We start from the raw sequence: 21,026 nt of genomic DNA, 5'->3' as shown, positions 1-21,026 counted from the left end.
GCTTGCCGTCCGGGCGCTGTCGCCTGATCCTCGCTGCCCGCCCGCCCCACGCCGCCATTCCGGAGCCCCGCCCCGCCATGCCCCTGCTCTCGCGCGCACGCGCGCTCCCCCCCATTGCGGCGCTGTGCGCCTGTCTGCTGATGCCGGGCGGCTGCGCCACCACGACGCCGGCCCGGGGCGATGCCGATGCGCAGGCCCTGCTGGAGGCCGGCCAGCGCCACGCCCGGCAACAGGACTGGACCGCCCTGCGCCTGTACCGGCAGGCCGCCGTGCTGCAGCCCGTCGACGAATCGGTGATGGGCGCGCAGGCGCGGCTGGGCCGTGCGCTGGCGACCGGCAGCCTGGCGCCCTACGGCGAGCGCGACGGCGGCGGTGCAGTGCGGCGGCCGCGGCCGGAACAGGGGCGCCCGTGGCTGCTGCGCGCGGCGCGGCATGGGTCGACGGCCGCGATGCGCGATCTGCGCGAGGACGCCCGCCGTCGCGGCGACGTCGCGCAGGAGGCGCGCTGGCGCATGCGCTTCGCGATGACCACGCAGAGCCTGTTCGAACGCGGCGCACTGCGCCCGACCCAGCTGGGCGGCCTGCCCGACCCCCGCTCGCCGCCGACCGCCGCATCGCAGGCGCGGCTCGACGCCATCGTCGCCTCGATCCGCGCGCAGGCCGCGCGCGGCGACGTCGAGGCCGGGATCGACCTCGGACTGCTGCAGACCTTCGGCATCGGCATGCCCCGCGACCCGCAGGCCGCGCTGGCGCAGTTCCAGCGCGCCGGCGATGCGGGCAGCGCGCTCGGCCTGTATTTCTGCGGACTGCTGGCGATGGAGAACGCGGTGACCGGGATCGAGCGGGCACAGATCGAGACCTGGTTCGCCCGGGCCCATGCGGCGGGGTTTCCGCTCGCCCGCGACAGGCGCTGGCAGACGCTGCGCGCGCCGGTCTTCCACTTCAGCAGCTGACCCGCGCCCTGCGCCGTCGGCCCGGGCGACGCAGCGGCGCTGCGCGCGCGGCCCGGGCGCACAGCGCGCTCAGCCCTCGTCTTCGGGCTCCAGCGCCTTGACCAGCACCGCGGCCTGGGTGCGGCTGGTGCATTCGAGCTTGCGCAGGATCGCGGTGACGTGGACCTTGACGGTGTTCTCGGCCAGGCCGAGCTGGTGCGCGATCTGCTTGTTGAGCAGACCGTCGGCCAGCGCCATCAGCACCCGGAACTGCTGCGGCGTGAGCTGGGCCAGGCGCGTGGCCAGACGCGCGTCGTCCTCCGAGCGCGCGGCGGTCAGCGGCGGGAACCAGCTGCCCCCGTCGAGCACCGCGGCCACCGCCCGCGCGATCGACTCGGCCGGCGCCGATTTGGAGATGAAGCCGGCGGCGCCGAACTGCTGCACCCGGCGCACGGTGCGCGGGTGATCGTTGGACGAGATGACCACCACCGGCAGTTCCGGCCGCTCGCCGCGCAGCCACACCAGCGACGACAGGCCGCGCGCGCCGGGCATCGCCAGATCCAGCAGCACCAGTTCGATCCCCGGATGCGCCTCGAGCGCGGGCGCGAGCGCCGAGGCGCTGGCGACCTCGATCACCTCGAGCGCACCCAGCCCGTCACGCAGCGCGTGCAGCACCGCGGCGCGCAGCAGCGGATGATCGTCGGCGACCAGGATCGTCGGAGTCGTCATGCCGACAGTCTGGCGTGGCCGGCGCGGCGCGCGACTGGCATGGTTCTGGCATGCATACCGGCATCTGCCCTTCGAAGCGCGACGCTCCCCTGCGCAGTCCGACCGCCATCGCCGACGTCGTGCCGGGGCCCGCGCGCCGCGGTCGTTGGTGCGTGCTGCTGGCCTGGCTGGTCGGCGGCTGGCTCTCGTCCGGCCACGCGCAGACGCCGGAGACGATGCCGCAGCTGAGCCTGGAGATGTACGGGCTCGACGAAGGCCTCTCGCAGCTGACGGTCTCGGCGATGAGCGGCGACGACCAGGGCTTTCTGTGGGTGGCCACCCAGGACGGCCTGAACCGCTTCGACGGCCACCGCTTCCGCACCTACCGCCGCCATGCCGAGCCCGGCGCGCCCGACCCGGGCCTGTCCAGCAGCAGCATCGACAGCCTGGCCTTCGAGCAGGCCCGCGCGCGGATGTGGCTGGGCACCAACGATGCCGGCCTCGAGGTCGTGCACCTGCCGACCTGGACGCACTACCGCCTGGGCCCGGCGCAGGGCCTGTCGCACGTGCGCGTGACCCAGCTGCTGCTCGATCCGTCCGGCGGCGCGTGGCTGGGCACCGAGGCCGGCGTGGACCACGTCGACGCCGAGGTGGCGACCGTGCGCCGGCTCGGCGCAACGGCCGAAGTCGTCGGCCTGGTCTGGTCGGAGGCGCAGCGCGGGGCGGTGGCGCTGGACAGTGCCTGCGGCCTGTGGACGGTGGGTGCGACCGCGCTGACGCCGCTGCCCGGCCCGCCGGGCGCGCGGCGCTGCATGGCGCTGCAGAGCGGTCCCGAAGGGCTGTGGGTGCTGGCCGACACCGGCCTGCACCGGCTCGACGCCGACGGCCGCCCGGCGCGGCACTGGACGCTGCCCCCTGCGGACACGGGCACCGTGCCCACGACGATGATCCGGCTCGACGACGGCCGGGTTCTGGTGGGCTTCGGCAATGGCGACGTGCTGTATCTGCGCCCGGGCGAGGCGCGTCTGCACGCGTTGCGGTTCGACCGGCCGCCGACCAGCGCGATCACCCGCTTCCACCAGACCGGCAGCGGGGCCTGGTGGATCGGGACCTACACCTCGGGCCTGTACCGGGTGCGGCCGCTGGCGGCGGTGATCCGCTCCGATGCCGCGGGCACCGGCGCGATGGACGGCTGGCCCAACCACAGCGTGCGCGCGGTGTGGCGTGGCGGCGGCAGCGAGATGCTGATCGGCACCGACAGCGGATTGCGCCGGCGCAGCCGCATCGGTGCGCCGTGGATCGGCGTGCCCGGACTCGACGGCACATCGGTGCGCGCGGTCGTGCCCGCTGCCGACGACGGCTGGTGGATCGGCACGCTGTCGGGGCTGTGGCGGCTGCACGGCGATGGCCGCCTGGCCCGGATCGACGGCCTGCGCGACCCGCGCATCGACGCCCTGCTGCGCGTCGACGGCACCCTGTGGGTGGGCACGCGCGGTGGACTTGAACGCCTGCATGCCGATCGCGCCGTCTCCGATCCGGCGCTCGCGCCGCTGGCCGGCGACATGATCACCACCCTGGTGCGGGATCTCGACGGCAGCCTGCTGATCGGCAGCAACACCCGCGGCCTGTGGCGTCTGGACGCCGGCCGCCTGGCCCGCATCGAACCCGGCGGTGCCGGGCTCTACGCCTCGGTGTGGGCACTGCATCCGGACGCGGACGCGATCTGGGCCGGCACCTTCGGCGCGGGCCTCTACCGCATCGACCGCGCCACCGGAGCGTCCACCGCCTTGAGCGAACGCGACGGGCTGACCAACAACGTGGTCTACCGCATCCTGCCCGACGCGATGGACCGCCTGTGGGTCAGCACCAATCTCGGGCTCAGCGTCTTCGATCCGGCCAGCGGCATCGTGCAGAGCATCGGCCGGCGCGACGGCCTGCGCAACCAGGAGTTCAACAGCGGCGCGGGGTTCGCCGATCCCGGTGGGCTGCTGTATTTCGGCGGCACCCAGGGCCTGGACGCGATCGCGCCGCTGCAACTGCCCCGGCGCAGTGCCCCCGCGCGTCCGGTGCTCACCGCGCTGCAGCTGCTGAGCCGCGCCAGCGACGACGATGCCCGCAGCAACCGCGAGATCGACATCGTCTACGCGCCCTCGATCACGCTCGACAGCAAGGACAGCGTGTTCACGATCGGCATGACCGCGATCGATTTCCTCGCACCGGCCGCGGCCCAGCTGCGCTACCGCGTGCACGGCCTGCACGGCGGCTGGATCTATCCGCACCAGGCGCGCACCGAGATCTCGCTCAACCATCTGCCGGCCGGACGCTACACGCTCGAGGTCCAGGCTGCGGGCCGTGACGGCGAGTTCGGAGCCTCGCGCACGCTCACCCTCGACATGCCCCCGCCGCCGTGGCGGCATCCGCTGGCCTATGCGCTCTACGCGCTGCTCGGAGTGCTCGCGCTGGCGGTGGCGGTGGTGCGCACGCGCCGTGCGGTGCGGCGCGAGCGCGAGCAGGTCGAGCTGCTCAACCGCACCGTCGCCGAGCGCACCGCCCAGCTCGAGCAGGCCAACCGGCAGCTGCAGCAGAGCAACATCCAGCTCGACGCGGCCAACCGGCTCGACCCGCTGACCCATGTCGCCAACCGGCGCGAACTGCAGGACTGGCTGACGCGCGAATCCGCGCGCGTGGGAAGCACCGGCGCCGACACCCTGCTGTTCTTCATGCTCGACATCGACGCGTTCAAGCGCGTCAACGACGGCCACGGCCACCAGGCCGGCGACGAGGTGCTGGTGCAGTTCGCCCAGCGCCTGCGCGCGCTGTGCCGCGAGGGCGACCTGCTGGTGCGCTGGGGCGGCGAGGAATTCGTGCTGGTCACCCGGCTCGGCGACGCCGATGCCGCCGCGCGGCTGGCCGAACGCATCCGCGCGGCGATCGCGGTGGACCCGATGGTGCTGAGCCACGGCGCGGCGCTGTCGATCACCTGCTCGATCGGTTTCGCGCCGTGGCCGTTCTCGGCCGCGTGGCCGGCGCTCGGCGACTGGCAGCAGACCAGCGCCCTCGCCGACCGCTGTCTCTACGCGGCGAAGGCCGCGGGCCGCAATGCCTGGGTGGGCGTGGTGCCCGGCCGTGCGCCCGACCGCCGGCACCTGCAGGCCCTGCTCGCCGGGGCCGATCCGTACACGCTCGGCGGCAGCGTGCGGGTGCTGCATTCCGGCCGCGAGGCGCCGGTGTTCGGCCTCTGAAGCGGCGCTACAGCCGGTCGAGCCGGATGCGGTTGGCGAACAGCGAGAACGCGAGCATGCCGGCCACGCTGCCGGCGTGGGCCAGCCACGGCGGCAGCCAGCGGGGTGGCGCGATCACCCCGGCCTCGAACATCGGTGCGAAGCGCTGCACGTCCTCGAGCGTCATCTTGCCGGCGAACAGCCGGCGGCAGCGCGGCAGCGCGCGCTGGGCCAGCGACTGGCGGAAGAAGGTGTGCACCTCGATGAGTCCGCGCAGGTAGACCGCGTCCTTGGTGAACGCATGGCCGCCGCCGAGCGGGGCGCCGCGGAACACGCGCTGGGCCGAGGCGAAACTCTCGGCGGCGGTCTGGCCGGCGTGGTGGAACACGTCGAACACCTCGAGAAAATCGGCGCCGTCGAGGGCGTGCGCAATGGCCTCGGTGCGCAGGCTGATGCGCTTCATCCGATGGATGTCGATCTGCCCGGTGATCTGCTCGGCCAGCACCGCCAGACCTTCCTGGGTGCAGGTGGTGCGCGGCGACGCCATCGCCAGACTCGGCAGCTGCGGCTGCGCGCGGCCGTTGAGGGCGGTGAGCGAATGCACGAAGGCCTCGTGCTGGAGCAACTGGCCGCGGTCGTGGATCGAGTAGCGCGCATCGGCGCGCAGGCGCAGCCGGAACGCGCCGGCCGCGGCCTTGGCGATCATGTCGGCGTCGAGTTCGACCGCGACCACGCGTTCGCCGAAGAAGCGGTCGAGATCGTCCTGCAGGGCCGCCTGCAGCGTCGGCGCATCGATGTCGGCCTCGACGAGCAGGCCCGGGTCGAGCGCGTCGGCGATGCGGATGAAATGCCGCGCCGCGTCGCAGGTGGTCGCCGCGCTGCCGGGCACCGGCACGTCGGGGCGCCCGTAGAGCGCGATCGAATGCGCAGTCACCGCCGGCGTGCCGAGCGCTTCGAGCAGGCGCGCGGCGGTGTTCCAGGCCCGGGTGGAGTCGAGCAGGTAGGCGCCGAGCGGATGCGCCGGATCGGCGGCGGCAGCGATCGCGGCCAGTTCGCGCCGCGCGTCGGTGAAGTCGAGCGCGGGATAGCTCACCTCGGGCAGCACCCGGCGCCCCTGCGCGAACGCGGTGAGAAAGCGCTGCTGCACGGCGGGCGACCAGCTGGCGAGGCTCAACAGCCGGATGCCGCGCGCGGCGGCGACCATCCGCGCGTCCAGCGCGGCGTGGTGGGCGATGTCGTCGGCCATCGGTCGACTCCCGGGCGGAGCGCCCACGCTAGCCGATCGGCGCACACGCCTCCATCGCGGGCGCCGGGTCGGCATTCCGTCCGGCGCGATGCCCCGTGCGGCAGCGGCCTCGGCCGCGACCGGCAGTCCCGACGTCCGCCGGTCCGCGTTCGCACGCGCTCCGACAGGGGATGCGCTTGCGGCCCGGGGCTGGGCTCGCGTCGAGCGCGATGCCCGGCGGTGGCCCGCCGGGCACGACGTTCAGCTGTCGCGGGTCCAGTCCGAACCGCGACGCGCGGGCTTGAGGCCGGGGCGGCCGCCGGACTTCGGCGCCGCGCGCCCGCCCGGCTTGCCGGGCGCCGGCGCGGTCTCGGCCTTGTGCGCCATGCGGTTGGCCCGCTGCCCCGCGGCGCCGGCCAGTTCGTCGCGCAGTTTCAGGTAGCTCGCCACGCGACCGGCCGACAGCACGCCGGCCTCGACCGCCACGCGTACCGCACAGCCCGGCTCGGCGCCGTGCGTGCAGTCGCGGAAGCGGCACCCGGTCGCGATCGACTCGACATCGGCGAAGCCGCCTTCGGCCAGGTCTTCCTCGCCGGTGGGCTTGAGCTCGCGCATGCCGGGCGTGTCGATCAGGCAGGCGCCCGAGGGCAGCGGAACCAGGGCGCGATGGGTGGTCGTGTGCCGGCCGCGGTCGTCGGTGGCGCGCACCGCCGCGGTCTTCATGCGCTCGATGCCGAGCAGGCTGTTGGTCAGCGTGGACTTGCCCGCGCCCGAACTGCCGACCAGCACCGCGGTCATGCCCGGCCCGAGCCAGCGGTGCAGGCCCTGCACGCTGGCGGGCGCGCGCGCGTTGACCGGCACCACGGCGACGCCCTGCCCGGCGATTTCGGTCAGCGCCGCGACCGCCGCGGCGATGTCCGCCTCGGGCTTGTCGGCCTTGGTCAGCACGATGACCGGCGTACCGCCGCCCTGCACCAGCAGCAGGTAGCGCTCGATGCGGCGCGGATTGAAGTCGGCGTCGAGCCCGCAGACCACGAGCACGGTGTCGATGTTGGCCGCGATCAACTGCTGCTTGTAATGCTCGCCCGCGGCGGCGCGCTTGATCGCGCTGCGCCGGGGCAGCATGACGACGATCCGCTTGCCGTCCTCGACCAGCACCCAGTCGCCGACCGCGGCACGGTCTTCCGGTGCCATGGTGCCTTTGCGGTAGCCGCTGCGGCGCAGCCATTCGGGCGGTGATTCGACCGCGAGCGCCTCGCCCGGCGCGGCGGCCACCAGATAGCCGGAGCGGTGCTGCTCGACCACGCGCATCGGCTGCGTGCCGGGATGCGCGGCCAGTGTCTCGGCCCAGGCCCCCGATGGCGGACCGTCGAAGGGCCAGCCGATCGCACGCAGGGCGGGCGCGGTGGGGGTCAAGCGATGCGGCGGACGGTCGACATGGCGCGGATTCTAAGGGGGAAGCCCCGCGCGAGCGCGCGCAAGGACGGCGACACGCCGCGGCGCCGGCGGAAATTCCCCGCGTGCTGCCGCCTGCGGACAGGCCGATGGACGCCGTCGCTGCGCCCCATGCGCGCGGCTTTTCGGCTAGAGTCCGGCGACATTCCCCGCGCCGAGCGCCCCGATGTCCGCCCCCCTCAAAACCCGTGAACGCCTGTCCGAAGTCCGCTACGAGATCCGCGGCGAACTGGCGCGGCGCGCGCGGGATCTCGAGGCGCAGGGGCGCACACTGATCAAACTCAACATCGGCAACCCCGGCGCATTCGGCTTCCGCGCCCCCGAGCATCTGCAGCGCGCGATCGCCGACCACATCCACGCCACCGACCCCTACACCCACCAGCAGGGCCTGCCGGTGGCGCGCGAGGTCATCGCCGCGCATCACGCCGCGCGCGGTGCGCAGGCCGTGTCGGCCGAGCGTGTGTTCGTCGGCAACGGCGTCAGCGAACTCATCGACATCGCGCTGCGTGCGCTGCTCAATCCCGGCGACGAAGTGCTGGTGCCCTCGCCGGACTATCCGCTTTGGTCGGCGGCGACGATCCTCAACGACGGCCGCCCGGTGTTCTACCAGTGCAAGGCGGAGAACGGCTTCCTGCCGGACCCCGATGCGCTCGAAGCGCTGGTCTCGCCGCGTACGCGCGCAATCGTGCTGATCAACCCGAACAATCCGACCGGCGCGGTGTATCCGCGTGCGCTGCTCGAGCGCATCGTCGCGATCGCCGCCAAGCACGAATTGCTGTTGCTGTGCGACGAGATCTACGACGGCATCACCTACGACGATGCGCCGTTCGAACCGATCGCGCCGCTCGCCGGTGACGTGCCCTGCGTGTCGTTCGGCGGCCTGTCCAAGGTGCACCGGGCCTGCGGCTGGCGCGTGGGCTGGGCGGTGCTGTCGGGCAGCGAGCCGCGCAGCCGCGATTTCCGCAACGCGATGGATCTGCTCGGCGCATTGCGCCTGTGCGCGAATGTGCCGGGCCAGTTCGCGATCGAGGCCGCGCTGACCGGCGTCGATACGATCACCCCGCTGTGCCAGCCCGGCGGCCGGCTGTACGAGGCGCGGCGTGCGGTGGTCGAGGCCTGCGCGGCGAGCCGGTATCTCACCCTCAACACGCCGGCCGGCGCGCTGTACGCATTTCCCGGCATCGCCGCGGACGTCGCGGCCGGCTTCGACGACCATGCGTTCGCGCTGGACCTGATGGAAAGCGAAGGCGTGCTGGTGGTGCCCGGCAACAGCTTCAACGTGCCCTACCGCAACCACTTCCGGGTGACCCTGCTGCCCGAGCCGGCGCAGCTGCGCGAGGTCTTCGCACGCATCGAACGGGTGCTCGAGCGGCGCATCGGCGAGGCACGCAAGGTCGTGCCGCTGACGCCACGCCAGGCGCGTGCCGCGCGATGATCGCGCACTACCTCGCGCTCGGTGACAGCTACACCATCGGCGAAGGCATCGCGCCCGAGGACCGCTGGCCGGTGCGCCTGGCGGACGCGCTGCGCGGCGAGGGCGTCGCGATCGACGCGCCGCGGATCGTCGCGACCACCGGCTGGACGACCGACGAACTCGACGCGGCGATCGATGCGGCGGCATTGCGGCCTCCGTTCGATCTGGTGAGCCTGCTGATCGGCGTCAACGACCAGTACCGCGGCCGTGACGTCGCCACGTACGCGCCCGCGTTCGAGGCGCTGCTCGCGCGCGCGATCGGCTTCGCCGGTGGCGATGCGACGCGCGTGTTCGTGCTCGCGATTCCGGACTGGGGCGTCACCCCGTTCGGCGCGCATTCGGGCCGCGACACCGCGGCGATCGCGCGCGAACTCGATGCCTACAACGCCGCCGCCGCGGCGATCTGCGCCGCACGCGGCGTCGCCTTCGTCGACATCGCGCCGGTCAGCCGCGCGCGTGGCGGCGAGCCGGAGATGCTCGCCGACGACGGCCTGCACCCCTCGGCCGCGCTGCATGCGGCGTGGACGCAGCTGGCGCTGCCGGTGGCCCGCGCCGTATTGTCTCGGGCATGAATACGACGACCCACGATGCCGCCCCGCTGTCGACCGCTCCGTTTCCGCGCGAGGACGCGCGCAGCATCGCGCGTGCGTTCCTGCCGAACCACGTGCTCGGCAACCGTTACGACTACTACTACACGCTGACCAAGCTGCGCACCGACCCGCTGTATCCGGGCGTGCTGCAGGCGCTGCGCCCGACCACGGCGCCGGTGCTCGACCTGGGCTGCGGGCTCGGCCTGCTGGCGCACGCGTTGCGCGCCGACGGCCAGGCGCTGCCGTTCTACGGCGTCGACATCGACGCGGCCAAGATCCGCCGCGGCCGCGACGTCGCCGCGCGCACGGGCCTGGCCGACGTGCGCTTCGACGTGCTCGATCTCGGCGCCGGCATGCCCGATCACCGCGGCAGCGTCGCCATCCTCGACGTGCTGCAGTACCTGACGCCCGAACGTCAGCGCGAACTGCTCGACAGCGTGATTGCGATGCTGCCCCCCGGTGCGCGCCTGGTGATCCGCAGCGGCCTGGCCGACGACTCGTCGCGCAGCCGCACGACCCGCATCACCGACCGGCTGGCGAATCTCGCCGGCTGGATGCAGGAGCGCGCCAAGTGCTACCCCACGGCCGACGGCCTGCGCACGCAGCTCGAAGGCGCCGGCCTGCGCACGACGCTCCGCCCGCTCTACGGCGACACGCCGTTCAACAACTGGCTGATCGTGGGCGAACGCACGTGACCGCCCGCGACGGCCTGCCCGATGCGCCGATGCTGGCGCTGGACGATCCGTCGTGGACCACCCTGACCTGCGCCGGCGGCAGCGCGCGCGGCATTCCCGCGTTGCTGGCCCAGCTCGATGGGGTGGGCGAGGAAACCTGGCAGAGCGAGCCCTGGCATTCGCTGTGGGCGGCGCTGTGCGACGAAGGCCGCGTGCATCCCGCCTCGTTCGCCGCGGTGCCCCACATCGTCGCCGCGCTGGCCGAAGCGCCCGAACGGGCGACGCCCAGCCACTTCGTGCTGCCGGCGAGCATCGAACTCGCCCGCGCGCTGCACGATGCGGAGATTCCCGATGCGCTGATCGACGGCTACGTCACCGCGCTCGCGCGTCTGCCACTGCTCGCCGGCCTGGTGGCCACGCCGGACTGGAACGAAACCCTGTGCGCCGCGGCGTTGGCCGCCACTGCTGCCTCGACCGGCCAGCACGCGCTGGCCGAGCTGCTGCTGGAAGCCGACGACGTGCAGTCGGTGCTGGCGTATCTGCGCACCGCCTGAGGAGCGAGCGCGTTCCTGCAGGTCACGCGCAAAGCGGGCTGTGCGATGGCCGGACACCTGCCTCTGCGGGAGCGGCCTTGGCCGCGATTGCCGCAGTCCTGCGGGTTCCAAACCGTCTCGGACGCGTGCACGGGCGTGCACCTGGCGACGCGCGCCATCGCAGCGGCACGGCTCCCAGCCTATGCCTGTCTTGGGCCGTCCACGGGCAGGACCGCGCGCAACCCCTTCGAGCGTAGACGGGCGAGCACGCCGTCGAGCATGGCGACGTTGCGGCCGTGCCTCGCGCCCTCGTGCAGCAGCACGATCGCGCCCGGCGCGAGGTCGGCGTCGATCCGCGCGATCACCCTGTCGACGTCCGCTTCCACCGCATCGAAGCCACGCGCGCTCCAGCCCACACGTGCCAGTCCGGCGTCGCGCAGCGGCGCGTGCACGAAGGGATTGGTGTGGCCGACCACCGAGCGGAACCACACCGGTGCGCGGCCGGTGATGCAGGTGAGCGCGGCCTGGGCGTCGTCGATCTCGCGCCGCATGCGCGCCGGGCCGAGCGCCCAGAAACGCGCCTGCGGATGGGTGTGCGAGTGATTGCCGATGTCGTGACCGCGGGCGGCGATCTCGCGCACCAGTTCCGGCCGCGCCTCGGCGCGCGCGCCGACGAGAAAGAACGTCGCCTTGGCGCCGTGCGCATCGAGCAGGTCCAGCACCGCGCGCGTGTCGTCGGACGGCCCGTCGTCGATGGTCAGCCACACACCGTCGCCCGTCAGCCGGGTCAGCACCGGCCCGTACAGCCGCGACGACGGCGCGAGCACACCCCACAGGCACAGCGCATGGCTGGCCAGCAGCAGCGGCAGCCCCACCTGCCAGCCCAGCCGCCACCACAGCCACGCGATCACCAGCTGCGAGGCGATCAGCAGGGGCAGCCAGAGACGCGGGTAACGGGGCGGACGATGCGACGACATGGCGCGCATGATGCCATCGCTTCGCGCGCCTCTTGCCGCGCGCTTGCGGGATCACGCGCCGACCGGCCGTTGTCCACTTCCGGCTCGGCTCAGGCCCGAACTGCAGAGGCGGCGCCGGCCCGGGCCATGTATGTCCCGTCTGTTCCCACTCCTGCTCACTTCCTTGTGCCTCTTTGGCCCGCGTCGGCTGTCTCTTGACGCCGACCTGGATGCCTTCGCGGTCAACGCACGGCGATCCGCGCTGTCGATCACGCGACCGATCGACAGACGCGTCGACACCGGTTTCATCGAGAGCACCTCGGCGCATTCGCTCCGGCGTATGCGCCGCCCGTGACCCGCGCGCTTCCCGATATGACCGGACATTGATTTTTTGCCCGACTCCGGCCATTGCCGCTGCCAGCGCCTTGGGTTTTGTCTTCGGCCTTGCTCTCCCGAGCAGTGCAGCGCGCCGAGCACCGGAGTCCGACGCGGCCGAAGGCCGCACATCCGAGCGCCGCGATCTCGGACAGCGTTACCGTGAAAGTGACAATGTGCGGCGTCGGGCGCGACGCGGGTCTGCTTTTATCCCACCCTTACCGTTGTTCTCGCCTTTGCTTTTTTGCCTCTCGCCGTTTGCCTTTGCCTTTGCCTTTGGCTTTGGCGTCGGCTTCGGCTTCGGCTTCGGCTTCGGCTTCGGCTGTCAGCCTTTGATTTTTCGAGCCGTTTAGCGAGCCGAGCACCGGAGTCTGACGCGGCCGAAGAGCAGCCCATGTCTGAGCGAAGCGAGTTTGGGCTGCGTGCCGCGTCAGGCGAGGAGCGGAGGGGACCGACGCGGCGCAGCCGCGGCGGCTCGCGCCCGGCGAAGGGACTTTTTGGTTCCTTTTTGGTCCGTCAAAAAGGAACTCGCACGCGCAGCGGGCGAAAGCCCTGCACTGGCTTCGCTTCTCCGATTTCAGCGCACCGCTCTGCGAATCAGATCTTCGCTAAAGCACAATCAAAGACAGGGCTTCCGCGCTGTCGCGCGGCTTACTTTTGTCTTGTCAAAAGTAAGCAAAACCGCCATCGCCGGACGCGATCCGCCGTGATACAACCGCGGCGGGCCCCTGCGCTTCTCGGGCGACCGGGCACATTGTCACCTTCACGGTGACGCAGCCCAAACTCGCTGCGCTCAGACATGGGCTGCTCTTCGGCCCGGCCGCCCTGCGATGCTCGGCTCGCTTTACGGCTCGACACTGCAACAGCAGAAGAGCCAAGCCCAAAGCCAACGCCAATGCACAGCCGAAGCCCGCACCCGGAAACGTCCGAGCACGACCCTGGCTTCTCATCATTCCGCGGCAGCGAGTGCGCGCTTCACGAGCCGAACGGCGGTTCAATCCGGTGTCTTCTGGTGCGAACGTTGAAGACGCGGGATTCCCGCCCTCGCGGGAATGACGGACAGGGCGAGAACGCCGGCCCGGACGCAGTGATCCCCACAGGACGACGCCCACACGCCGCCCCCCAATACCGCCCCAGAGGCTTGCAAATGCCCCCCCGCGCTACCATGTCGGCCTTCCACGCTCACCGGAAGACCGCCATGGCCCTCGACCCCGCCCTCCGCGCCCGCATCGAAACCCTGCTCCAGGGCAATCGCGCCGTGCTGTTCATGAAGGGCTCGCCGCTGGCGCCGCAGTGCGGTTTTTCGGCCAAGGCCGTGGCTGCGATGGACGCGGTCGGCGTCGACTACCTGCACGTCAACGTGCTCGAGGACGGCGAGATCCGCGAGGGCATCAAGGCCTACGGCGACTGGCCGACGATCCCGCAGCTCTATGTCGACGGCGAACTCGTCGGCGGCAGCGACATCATCGAGCAGATGGTCGGCAGCGGCGAGCTGCACGGCCTGTTCGGCGTCGCCCCGCCGGACCGCACCCCGCCGTCGATCACGATCACGCCGGCCGCGCGCGAGATGGTCGCCAAGGCCGTGGCCGATGCCGGCGGCGACTACGTGCTGCAGGTCGACATCGACAAGAACTTCCGCACGCGGCTGCAGCTGGCGCCGCGCAATCCGGGTGCGATCGTCGCCCGGGCCGACGGCATCGACGTGCAGTTCGACCTCGGCGGCGCACGCCGCGCCGAGGGCATGACGATCGATTTCGCCGACGACATCCGCGGCCGCGGCCTGGTCATCGACAATCCGAACGCCCCCAAGCCGGTCCAGGACATCAGCCCGGCCGAGGCCGATGACCGCCTGGCGGCGGGCACGCTGACCTTGGTCGACGTGCGGCCGCCGGACGAACGCGCCACGGCGCGCGTCGCGCGTCCGTTCGAGGTGCTCGACGGCGACGGCATCACCCGCCTGCAGCAGCTGCCCAAGGACACCCCGCTGGCGTTCCTGTGCCACCACGGCGGCCGCAGCCAGCAGGCGGCCGAGCATTTCCGCAACCAGGGCTTCACCCGGGTCTTCAACGTCGCCGGCGGCATCGACGCCTGGAGCGACACCGTCGACGGCAGCGTGCCCCGCTACTGAGGCCACGGCCGGGCCGGGCGGTGTGCGGGCCTCGCGTGTAACCGGGGCGAGGGGGTCAAGCGCGCGGCTTCGCGGCCGATAAGACGGAGTCCCGGGGCGCGGCTGCGTCGCCCAGCCGGGACGGAACCGTCCCCAGTGCCAGACCCATGACCAAGCCGACCGACCCGACCGCCGCCTCCGACCGCGCCACGCGCGGGCCGGCGCGTGGGCGCGACGGTGCGATCGGCTCCCAGGCGCTGCTCACCCTGTTCGCCGGCGCCGACGAGCCCACGCGCCTGCTCTCGGCGTTCGCCGACGGTGTCGCCGGGCTGCACGACGAACTCGGCCAGCTCGGCCGCTATCTGCAGTCCGCCTACGCGGGCGGCGACTGGCCGGCCTACGGCCGCGCGATGCGCCAGCTCATCGACAAGTACGTGCGCTACGTCGAGCTGGACACGCCGCCCCCCAGCGCCGGCGATGCCGCGCGGCTCCGCGACCTGCTGCGCCACACCCTGGGCGCGGCCCTGGCCGCCCTGTTGCGCAACGATCCGCGCATGGCGGACGAGGCGATCGCGCTGGCATCGGGCTTCCGCAGCTGGACGCCGGGGGACGACCTCGAACCCCTGGGCCGGCGCCTGACCGACCTGTGCCACCGCGTCGGGGTGCACACCCAGGAGACCGAGGAACAGATCTCGCTGCTGATCAGCCTGTTCGACCTGCTGCTGGAAAACGTCGGGGAACTGCTCGACGGCGGCAGCTGGCTGCACGGCCAGATCGACCAGATCCGCGGCCTGCTCGCCGGCCCGATGGACAAGACCACGATGGAAGAGGCCCGCGCCGGGCTGCGCCAGGTGCTGTTCCGCCAGGGGCAACTGAAGAAGGGCATCGACGAGTCGAAGGTCGCGATGCGCTCGATGCTGGGCACCTTCGTCGAGCGGCTCGACGGCATGGCGGCGCACACGGGCGAGTACCAGGACCGCCTGGCCGGTCATGCGACGAAGATCCGCGAGGCGCGCAGCATCGCCGAGTTCAACGGGGTGCTCGACGCCGTGCTCGAGGACACCGGGCGGATCCAGGCCCGCGCGATCCGCGCACGCGACGACCTGGTGGCGGCGCGGCGCGAGCTCGAGGAGAGCGAGCGGCGCATCCTGCAGCTGGAGGAGAAGCTCAACGACGCCGCGGGCCTGGCCCGCGAGGACGAGCTGACCGGTTGCCTCAATCGCCGCGGCTTCGACGAGGCCTTCGAGCGCGAGGCCAAGCGCGCGCGGGCCGAACGGCCGCTGTGCATGGCGCTGGCCGATCTCGACGATTTCCGCCGGCTCAACGCGATCCACGGCCATCTCGGCGGTGACGCCGCGCTGCGCCACTTCGCCGACATCGCCCGGCTGACCCTGCGCGACAGCGACGTGGTCGGCCGCTTCGGCGGCGAGGAATTCGTGATCCTGATGCCGGCCACGACGATTCCGCACGCGCTGGCGGCGCTGGCCCGGCTGCGCACGGTGCTGATCCACCGCCCGGTGGTCCACGACGGCGTGCGCATCGCGATGACCTTCAGCGCGGGCGTTGCACTGTCGCGGCCGCGCGAGAGCTTCGAGTCGCTGCTCAAGCGCGCGGACCTGGCGATGTACGGCGCCAAGCGCGAGGGCAAGGACCGCAGCATGGCCGCGCCGGGCTGATCGCGACGCGCGCCGGGGCCGGACGGCCCCGCGCTCTGGGCCGCCCTGCAGCGCGCCCGTACACTTGCCCGATCGCACTGCGGGGAGCGGCATGTTGCCGGGTTGGGTCTTGCTTCTGGTGTCGCTGGGCTATGCCGCGCTGCTGTTCGGCGTGGCGTGGTACGGCGACCGGCGCGCGCTCTACACCGATCGGCCGTGGTTGCGCTCGGCCGTCTACAGCCTGGCGCTGGCGGTCTACTGTTCGTCGTGGACGTTCTACGGCGCGGTGGGCACCGCGGTGCGCCAGGGCGTGGGCTATCTGCCCATCTACATCGGCCCGCTGCTGCTGTTGCTGTTCGGCTGGCGCATCCTCGAACGCCTGGCGCTGATCGCGCAGTCGCAGAACACGGTCTCGATCGCCGACTTCATCGCCTCGCGCTACGGGCGCTCGCAGCGGCTGGCGGCGATGGTGGCGCTGATCGCGCTGGTCGCCGCGGTGCCGTACCTGGCGCTGCAGTACAAGGCGGTGGCGATCAGCCTCGGCGTGCTCGGCGGGCCGGACGATCCGGTCACGCCGTTCGGCGATCCGGCGTTCTATGTCGCCGCGCTGATGGCGCTGTTCGCGATCCTGTTCGGCACGCGCACCGTCGATGCCACCGAACACCGCCCCGGCATGATGCTGGCGGTCGCGCTCGAGTCTCTGGTGAAGCTGGTCGCGCTGGTGGCGGTGGGCGTGTTCGCGGTGGCGTGGCTCGGCCGCAACGCGCTGCCGCTGGCCGACGCCACCCATGCGCTCATCGCCCACGCCCCGCCGTCGAGCTTCGCGGTGCAATGCCTGCTCGCGTTCGCGGCGATCATCTGCCTGCCGCGCCAGTTCCACGTGGCGGTGGTGGAGTGCGGCGACGTGCGCGACATCCGCCGCGCGCGCTGGCTGTTCGGCGGCTATCTGGTGGTGATCTGCCTGATGGTGCTGCCGATCGCCAGCGCCGGCGTGGCGCTGTTCGGCCGCGAGGGGCCGGTGGCGCCCGACAGTTTCGTGCTGGCCCTGCCGATGGCCGACAACGCCGACCTGCTCGCCCTGTTCGCCTATATCGGCGGCTTCTCGGCGGCGACCGGCATGGTCATCGTGTCGTCGGTCGCGCTCGCGACGATGATCAGCAACGACCTGGTGATGCCGCTGCTGCTGCGCCGGGGCTATGCGGAGCGTCACGGCGGCAACGTCGCATCGACGGTGCTGTGGGTGCGGCGCGGCGCGATCGTCGGCCTGGCGGCACTGGCCTACATCTACTACCGCACCAGCGGCAACGAGACCACGCTGGCGGCGTTCGGGCTGATGGCCTTCGTCGCGGTCGCGCAGTTCGCTCCGGCGCTGATCGGCGGGCTGTACTGGCGAGGCGCCAGCCGCCGCGGCGTCGAAGTCGGCCTGCTGCTCGGCTTCTGCGTCTGGGGCTATACGCTGCTGCTGCCCAAGCTCACCGAATCCGGCCTGCTCGATCCGGCCTGGATGGTGGACGGGCCGCTGGGTCTGGGCTGGCTGCGTCCCCGGGCGCTGTTCGGCCTCGGCGGCTGGGACCCGCTGACCCACGGGACGTTCTGGTCGCTGCTGTTCAACGTGGGCGCGCTGCTGCTGGTCTCGGCGCGCTGGCGCCCCACGCTCGACGAACGCCTGCGTGCGGCGCCGTTTCTCGATCCGTATGCCGAGCGCCGCACCTTCGCCGCCGAGGACTGGAACGGCAACGTCAGCATCGGCGACCTGCTCACGCTGACCGGTCGCATCGTCGGCGACCGCACCGCGCGCCGCGTGTTCGACGAGTACGCCGTCACGGTCGACCGGCCCCTGGTGCTCAACGCCGCGGCCGACCGTACCTGGCTGCAGTTCACCGAGCGCCAGCTCGCCGCCGCGGTGGGCGCGTCCTCGGCGCGCCTGCTGATGACCAGTGCGCTCAAGGGCTCGGGCATGGAGGTCGACGAGGTCGTCGCGATGCTTGACGAGGCCGGTCAGGAACTGCGCTTCAACCGCGAGGTGCTGTCCTCGACGCTGGAGAACATCGATCACGGGGTCAGCGTGGTCGACCGCACGATGCGCCTGGTGGCGTGGAACCGCAGCTACCAGCGCCTGTTCGGCTATCCCGACAACATGCTCTACGTCGGCCGTCCGGTGGCGGATCTGATCCGCTACAACGCCGAGCGCGGTGAGCTCGGGCCGCGCGATGCCATCGACATCGACACCGAGATCGACAAGCGCATCGCCTACATGCGTGCCGGCTCGCCGCACGTCTCCGAGCGCGTGCTCGGCAACGGCCAGGTCATCGAGCTGCGCGGCCAGCCGCTGCCCGGCGGCGGCTATGCCACGAGCTACAGCGACGTCACCGACTACAAGCGTGCCGAGCGCGAGCTGATGGAGATCAACGAGACCCTGGAGCAGCGGGTCACCGAACGCACGCGCGAGGCCGAATCCGCGCAGGAATCGCGCTCTCGGTTCCTCACCGCGGTGAGCCACGACGTGCTGCAACCGCTCAATGCCGCGCGACTGTTCACCTCGGCGCTGCGCGAAAGCCAGGACATCGCCGACCAGAAGCATTTCGCCGAGCGCATCGACACGTCGCTCCGCGCGGCCGAGGAGCTGCTCGACGGCCTGCTCGACGTCTCGCGTCTCGACGCCGGCGCGCTCAAACCCGAGATCACCGATTTCGACGCCGCCGAACTCCTGCGCCAGCTCGCCGGCCAGTACGCACCGATGGCCCAGGCCCGGCAGATCGAGATCCGTCTGCACGCCCCGCCCACGCCCGTGCGCAGCGACCGCCGCCTGCTGCGCCGGGTGCTGCAGAACTTCCTGGCCAATGCGCTGCGCTACACGCGCAGCGGACGCATCGTGCTGGCGGCGCGCCGGCGTGGCGACACGATCGCGCTGCAGGTGTGGGACACCGGCCCGGGCATTCCCGAGCACCACATGAGCCAGATCTACGACGAGTTCCACCGCTACGAGCAGACCTTCGACTGGGACGGCCGCGGCCTCGGCCTCGGGCTGTCGATCTGCCAGCGCATCTCGCGCCTGCTCGGGCACACGCTCGATGCGCGCTCGCGGGTCGGCCAGGGCAGCATGTTCGCGATCACCGTGCCGCGCAGCAGCCAGGCGATCCTGCCGGTGGCCCCGCCGGCCGCGCCACTGCAGGACGAGTCGCTGCGTGGCCTGCGCGTGCTGTGCGTCGACAACGACGACGACATCCTCGCCGGCATGCGGGCGCTGTTGCGGCGCTGGGGGGTGGAGCCGCTGTGCGCCAAGACCATCGACGAGGCGATCGAGCGCATGGACGAGGCCCCGGACGTGCTGCTGGTCGACTACCACCTGCACGACCGCCACGACGGTCTCGACACCCTCGACATGCTGCGCGGCATGGCGCCCGAGGTGCCCGGCGCGCTGCTGACCGCCGACGGCAGCGACACGCTGAAGCAGGCCGCGCGCATCCGCGGCTACCGGGTGCTGACCAAGCCGGTCAAGCCGGCCTCGATGCGCGCCTTCCTCGCGGCCCAGCGCGCCGGTCGACGCCCGCGCCCGGCCTCGCGCTGAACCGCACGCGGCGGCATATGGAGACCGGCGTCACGGATCGCGTACAGTGCGTCCGCGGACGGCGTGGCGCCCTCCGCCCGTCGACACACCGGGACAGGCGAGCGGCGGCGTACAGCGCGCGTGCCTCGGGAGGGCTTCATGCGTATCGGAATCGTCGTCGACTCGGCCTGTGATCTGCCGCCCGCGTGGCTCGAGGCCCACAACGTCAAACTGTTGCCGGTCACCGTGCGCATCGGCGAGACGCGCTTCGTCGACCTGCGCGACGAACGCGCCACGCTGGATTTCGTCGAGGCCCACGTCGCCGAGCGCGGCCACACGGCCGAGACCGCGGCCTATCCGTCCGAGCAGATCAAGGCCTTGTTCCTCGACGAACTGGTGGTCGACTACGACTACGTGTTCTGCCTGACGATCACCCGCAGCCGCAGCCAGATCCACGACAACGCCACCCACGCGAGCTTCGCGATCCTCAACGAGTACAAGCCCATCCGGGCGGCGGCCGGGCACACCACGCCGTTCGCACTGCGCATCGTGGATTCGCAGCAGGTGTTCGCCGGCCAGGGCATCCTGCCGGTGGAAGCGGTGCGCCTGCGCGACGCGGGCGCGACCGCGCCGGAGATCCGCACCCGTCTCGAATTTCTCGCCGAGCGCAGTTACGCCTACATGGTGCCGCGTGATCTCGGCTATCTGCGTGCACGCATCAAGCATCGCGGCGACAAGAGCGTGAGCCTGCTCGCCGCACTGATCGGCGGCGCGCTCGACATCAAGCCGATCCTGCACTGCCATCGCGGCGACACCGGCCCGGTCGGCAAGATCCGCGGCTTCGAGCCAGCGGCCGAGAAACTGCTGACCTTCGCCGCCGAGCGCGTGCGCGCCGGCCTGCTGACCCCGACACTGTGTCTGAGCTACGGCGGCGAACTGGCGCAGCTGCATGCACTGCCGGGCTACACGGCGCTGGTCGAGGCCTGCGAGGCGCACAACGTCGAGCGTTTCGAAACGGTGATGAGCCTGACCGGCATGGTCAACGTCGGCGCCGGCTCGCTGACGGTGGGCTTTGCCGCGCCGCCGCACAGCTTCGCCTGAGCCTGTCCGCGTCGCAGGTGAACCGCAGGTCCGCTGCGCGGCGGTGGGCGCGGCCCGCCCGGGCCGCATGACGGATTTCTAACGCGGCCGGTTGCTAGGCTGCGGGCTTCGATCGCAGACGAACCGCGTATGAGCACCCGCTACCTGATCCGAGTTCCCGACACCGACAAGGCCCGCGCATCCGGCGACTACGCGCTGCGTGCACAGGGCCCCGAGGGCATCGCCGAAGAAGTGCAGGCCGCCTTGCGCAGCGATGCACTGTTCGCCCGCTGGCGCGATGCACAGGTCGAGCCGGACGAGGTCGACCCGGCGCTCGGCATCGTCGATCCCACGGCGCGGGTCACCGGCGAGCAACGCGATCTGGGCATCGACCTGACCGTCGATACCTCGATCTCCAGCACCATCCTCAAGCACCGCCTGCGCCTGCTGGCCGGCGGCGCCTGGGAGCTGCGCGACGTGCGGGCCACCTGAGC

17 protein-coding genes are annotated in these 21,026 nt (G+C 72.0%); 13 read left to right on the top strand and 4 right to left on the bottom strand.

The window, feature by feature from the left end; all coding sequences use genetic code 11:
* Positions 1-77 precede the first annotated feature (77 nt).
* Positions 78-953 carry a hypothetical protein gene (locus PQS31_RS09725; protein WP_272762514.1) on the top strand — a complete coding sequence of 292 codons (876 nt, stop codon included), beginning with the start codon at positions 78-80 and terminating at the stop codon, positions 951-953.
* 69 nt (positions 954-1,022) lie between these two features.
* Here the strand turns inward: PQS31_RS09725 and PQS31_RS09720 are convergent, their stop codons facing one another.
* Entirely contained in the window at positions 1,023-1,661 is a 639-nt protein-coding gene (locus PQS31_RS09720) for a response regulator transcription factor (RefSeq protein WP_272762513.1), read from the bottom strand.
* Positions 1,662-1,711: 50 nt separating this feature from the next.
* On the opposite strand from PQS31_RS09720, the gene PQS31_RS09715 reads away from it, so the two are divergent.
* The gene (locus tag PQS31_RS09715; RefSeq protein ID WP_272762512.1) at positions 1,712-4,882 is read left to right on the top strand and encodes a ligand-binding sensor domain-containing diguanylate cyclase; all 3,171 of its coding nucleotides are present in this window, start codon (positions 1,712-1,714) and stop codon (positions 4,880-4,882) included.
* 7 nt (positions 4,883-4,889) lie between these two features.
* Here the strand turns inward: PQS31_RS09715 and PQS31_RS09710 are convergent, their stop codons facing one another.
* Both PQS31_RS09710 and rsgA read right to left on the bottom strand, forming a co-directional pair.
* A complete protein-coding gene (locus tag PQS31_RS09710) occupies positions 4,890-6,107 on the bottom strand; it encodes a flavohemoglobin expression-modulating QEGLA motif protein (protein WP_272762511.1) in 1,218 nt (405 codons plus the stop codon).
* A 240-nt stretch (positions 6,108-6,347) separates the two neighbouring features.
* Positions 6,348-7,502 carry a ribosome small subunit-dependent GTPase A gene (rsgA, locus tag PQS31_RS09705; protein WP_272762510.1) on the bottom strand — a complete coding sequence of 385 codons (1,155 nt, stop codon included), beginning with the start codon at positions 7,500-7,502 and terminating at the stop codon, positions 6,348-6,350.
* Between the two features lie 205 nt (positions 7,503-7,707).
* On the opposite strand from rsgA, the gene PQS31_RS09700 reads away from it, so the two are divergent.
* Genes PQS31_RS09700 through PQS31_RS09685 form a run of 4 tightly spaced genes read left to right on the top strand, consistent with a single transcriptional unit; the run spans position 7,708 to position 10,833 of the window.
* Positions 7,708-8,976: an aminotransferase class I/II-fold pyridoxal phosphate-dependent enzyme gene (locus PQS31_RS09700; RefSeq protein ID WP_272762509.1), complete on the top strand. Its 1,269-nt coding sequence runs from the start codon at positions 7,708-7,710 to the stop codon at positions 8,974-8,976.
* Positions 8,973-9,587: a GDSL-type esterase/lipase family protein gene (locus tag PQS31_RS09695; RefSeq protein WP_272762508.1), complete on the top strand. Its 615-nt coding sequence runs from the start codon at positions 8,973-8,975 to the stop codon at positions 9,585-9,587. Before PQS31_RS09700 ends, PQS31_RS09695 begins: the two co-directional genes overlap by 4 nt.
* On the top strand, positions 9,584-10,300 hold the full coding sequence (locus tag PQS31_RS09690; RefSeq protein ID WP_272762507.1) for a class I SAM-dependent methyltransferase: 717 nt from the start codon (positions 9,584-9,586) through the stop codon (positions 10,298-10,300). The genes PQS31_RS09695 and PQS31_RS09690 overlap by 4 nt, the downstream gene beginning before the upstream one ends.
* The gene (locus PQS31_RS09685) at positions 10,297-10,833 is read left to right on the top strand and encodes a hypothetical protein (protein ID WP_096207830.1); all 537 of its coding nucleotides are present in this window, start codon (positions 10,297-10,299) and stop codon (positions 10,831-10,833) included. The genes PQS31_RS09690 and PQS31_RS09685 overlap by 4 nt, the downstream gene beginning before the upstream one ends.
* 179 nt (positions 10,834-11,012) lie before the next feature.
* Here PQS31_RS09685 and PQS31_RS09680 read toward each other — a convergent pair whose 3' ends face one another.
* On the bottom strand, positions 11,013-11,789 hold the full coding sequence (locus tag PQS31_RS09680) for a polysaccharide deacetylase family protein (protein WP_272762506.1): 777 nt from the start codon (positions 11,787-11,789) through the stop codon (positions 11,013-11,015).
* 130 nt (positions 11,790-11,919) lie between these two features.
* On the opposite strand from PQS31_RS09680, the gene PQS31_RS09675 reads away from it, so the two are divergent.
* From PQS31_RS09675 to PQS31_RS09645, 7 genes are all read left to right on the top strand, one after another.
* Complete coding sequence (locus tag PQS31_RS09675) at positions 11,920-12,123, top strand: hypothetical protein (RefSeq protein ID WP_272762505.1); 204 nt, start codon at positions 11,920-11,922, stop codon at positions 12,121-12,123.
* Between the two features lie 28 nt (positions 12,124-12,151).
* Positions 12,152-12,496 carry a hypothetical protein gene (locus tag PQS31_RS09670; RefSeq protein ID WP_272762504.1) on the top strand — a complete coding sequence of 115 codons (345 nt, stop codon included), beginning with the start codon at positions 12,152-12,154 and terminating at the stop codon, positions 12,494-12,496.
* Between the two features lie 845 nt (positions 12,497-13,341).
* Positions 13,342-14,271: a Grx4 family monothiol glutaredoxin gene (gene grxD, locus PQS31_RS09665; RefSeq protein ID WP_272762503.1), complete on the top strand. Its 930-nt coding sequence runs from the start codon at positions 13,342-13,344 to the stop codon at positions 14,269-14,271.
* Positions 14,272-14,417: 146 nt separating this feature from the next.
* Positions 14,418-15,926 carry a GGDEF domain-containing protein gene (locus tag PQS31_RS09660; RefSeq protein ID WP_272762502.1) on the top strand — a complete coding sequence of 503 codons (1,509 nt, stop codon included), beginning with the start codon at positions 14,418-14,420 and terminating at the stop codon, positions 15,924-15,926.
* Positions 15,927-16,017: 91 nt separating this feature from the next.
* Positions 16,018-19,473 carry a PAS domain-containing hybrid sensor histidine kinase/response regulator gene (locus PQS31_RS09655; protein ID WP_272762501.1) on the top strand — a complete coding sequence of 1,152 codons (3,456 nt, stop codon included), beginning with the start codon at positions 16,018-16,020 and terminating at the stop codon, positions 19,471-19,473.
* A 138-nt stretch (positions 19,474-19,611) separates the two neighbouring features.
* Entirely contained in the window at positions 19,612-20,553 is a 942-nt protein-coding gene (locus PQS31_RS09650; RefSeq protein ID WP_272762500.1) for a DegV family protein, read from the top strand.
* A gap of 129 nt (positions 20,554-20,682) precedes the next feature.
* A complete protein-coding gene (locus PQS31_RS09645) occupies positions 20,683-21,024 on the top strand; it encodes a hypothetical protein (RefSeq protein ID WP_272762499.1) in 342 nt (113 codons plus the stop codon).
* Positions 21,025-21,026: the final 2 nt, after the last annotated feature.

It is taken from the genome of Luteimonas sp. BLCC-B24, assembly GCF_028550595.1.
Classification (GTDB): domain Bacteria; phylum Pseudomonadota; class Gammaproteobacteria; order Xanthomonadales; family Xanthomonadaceae; genus Luteimonas.
The sequence above is the reverse complement of the archived record's forward strand: the minus strand, read 5'-3'. Positions and strand labels throughout refer to the sequence as shown.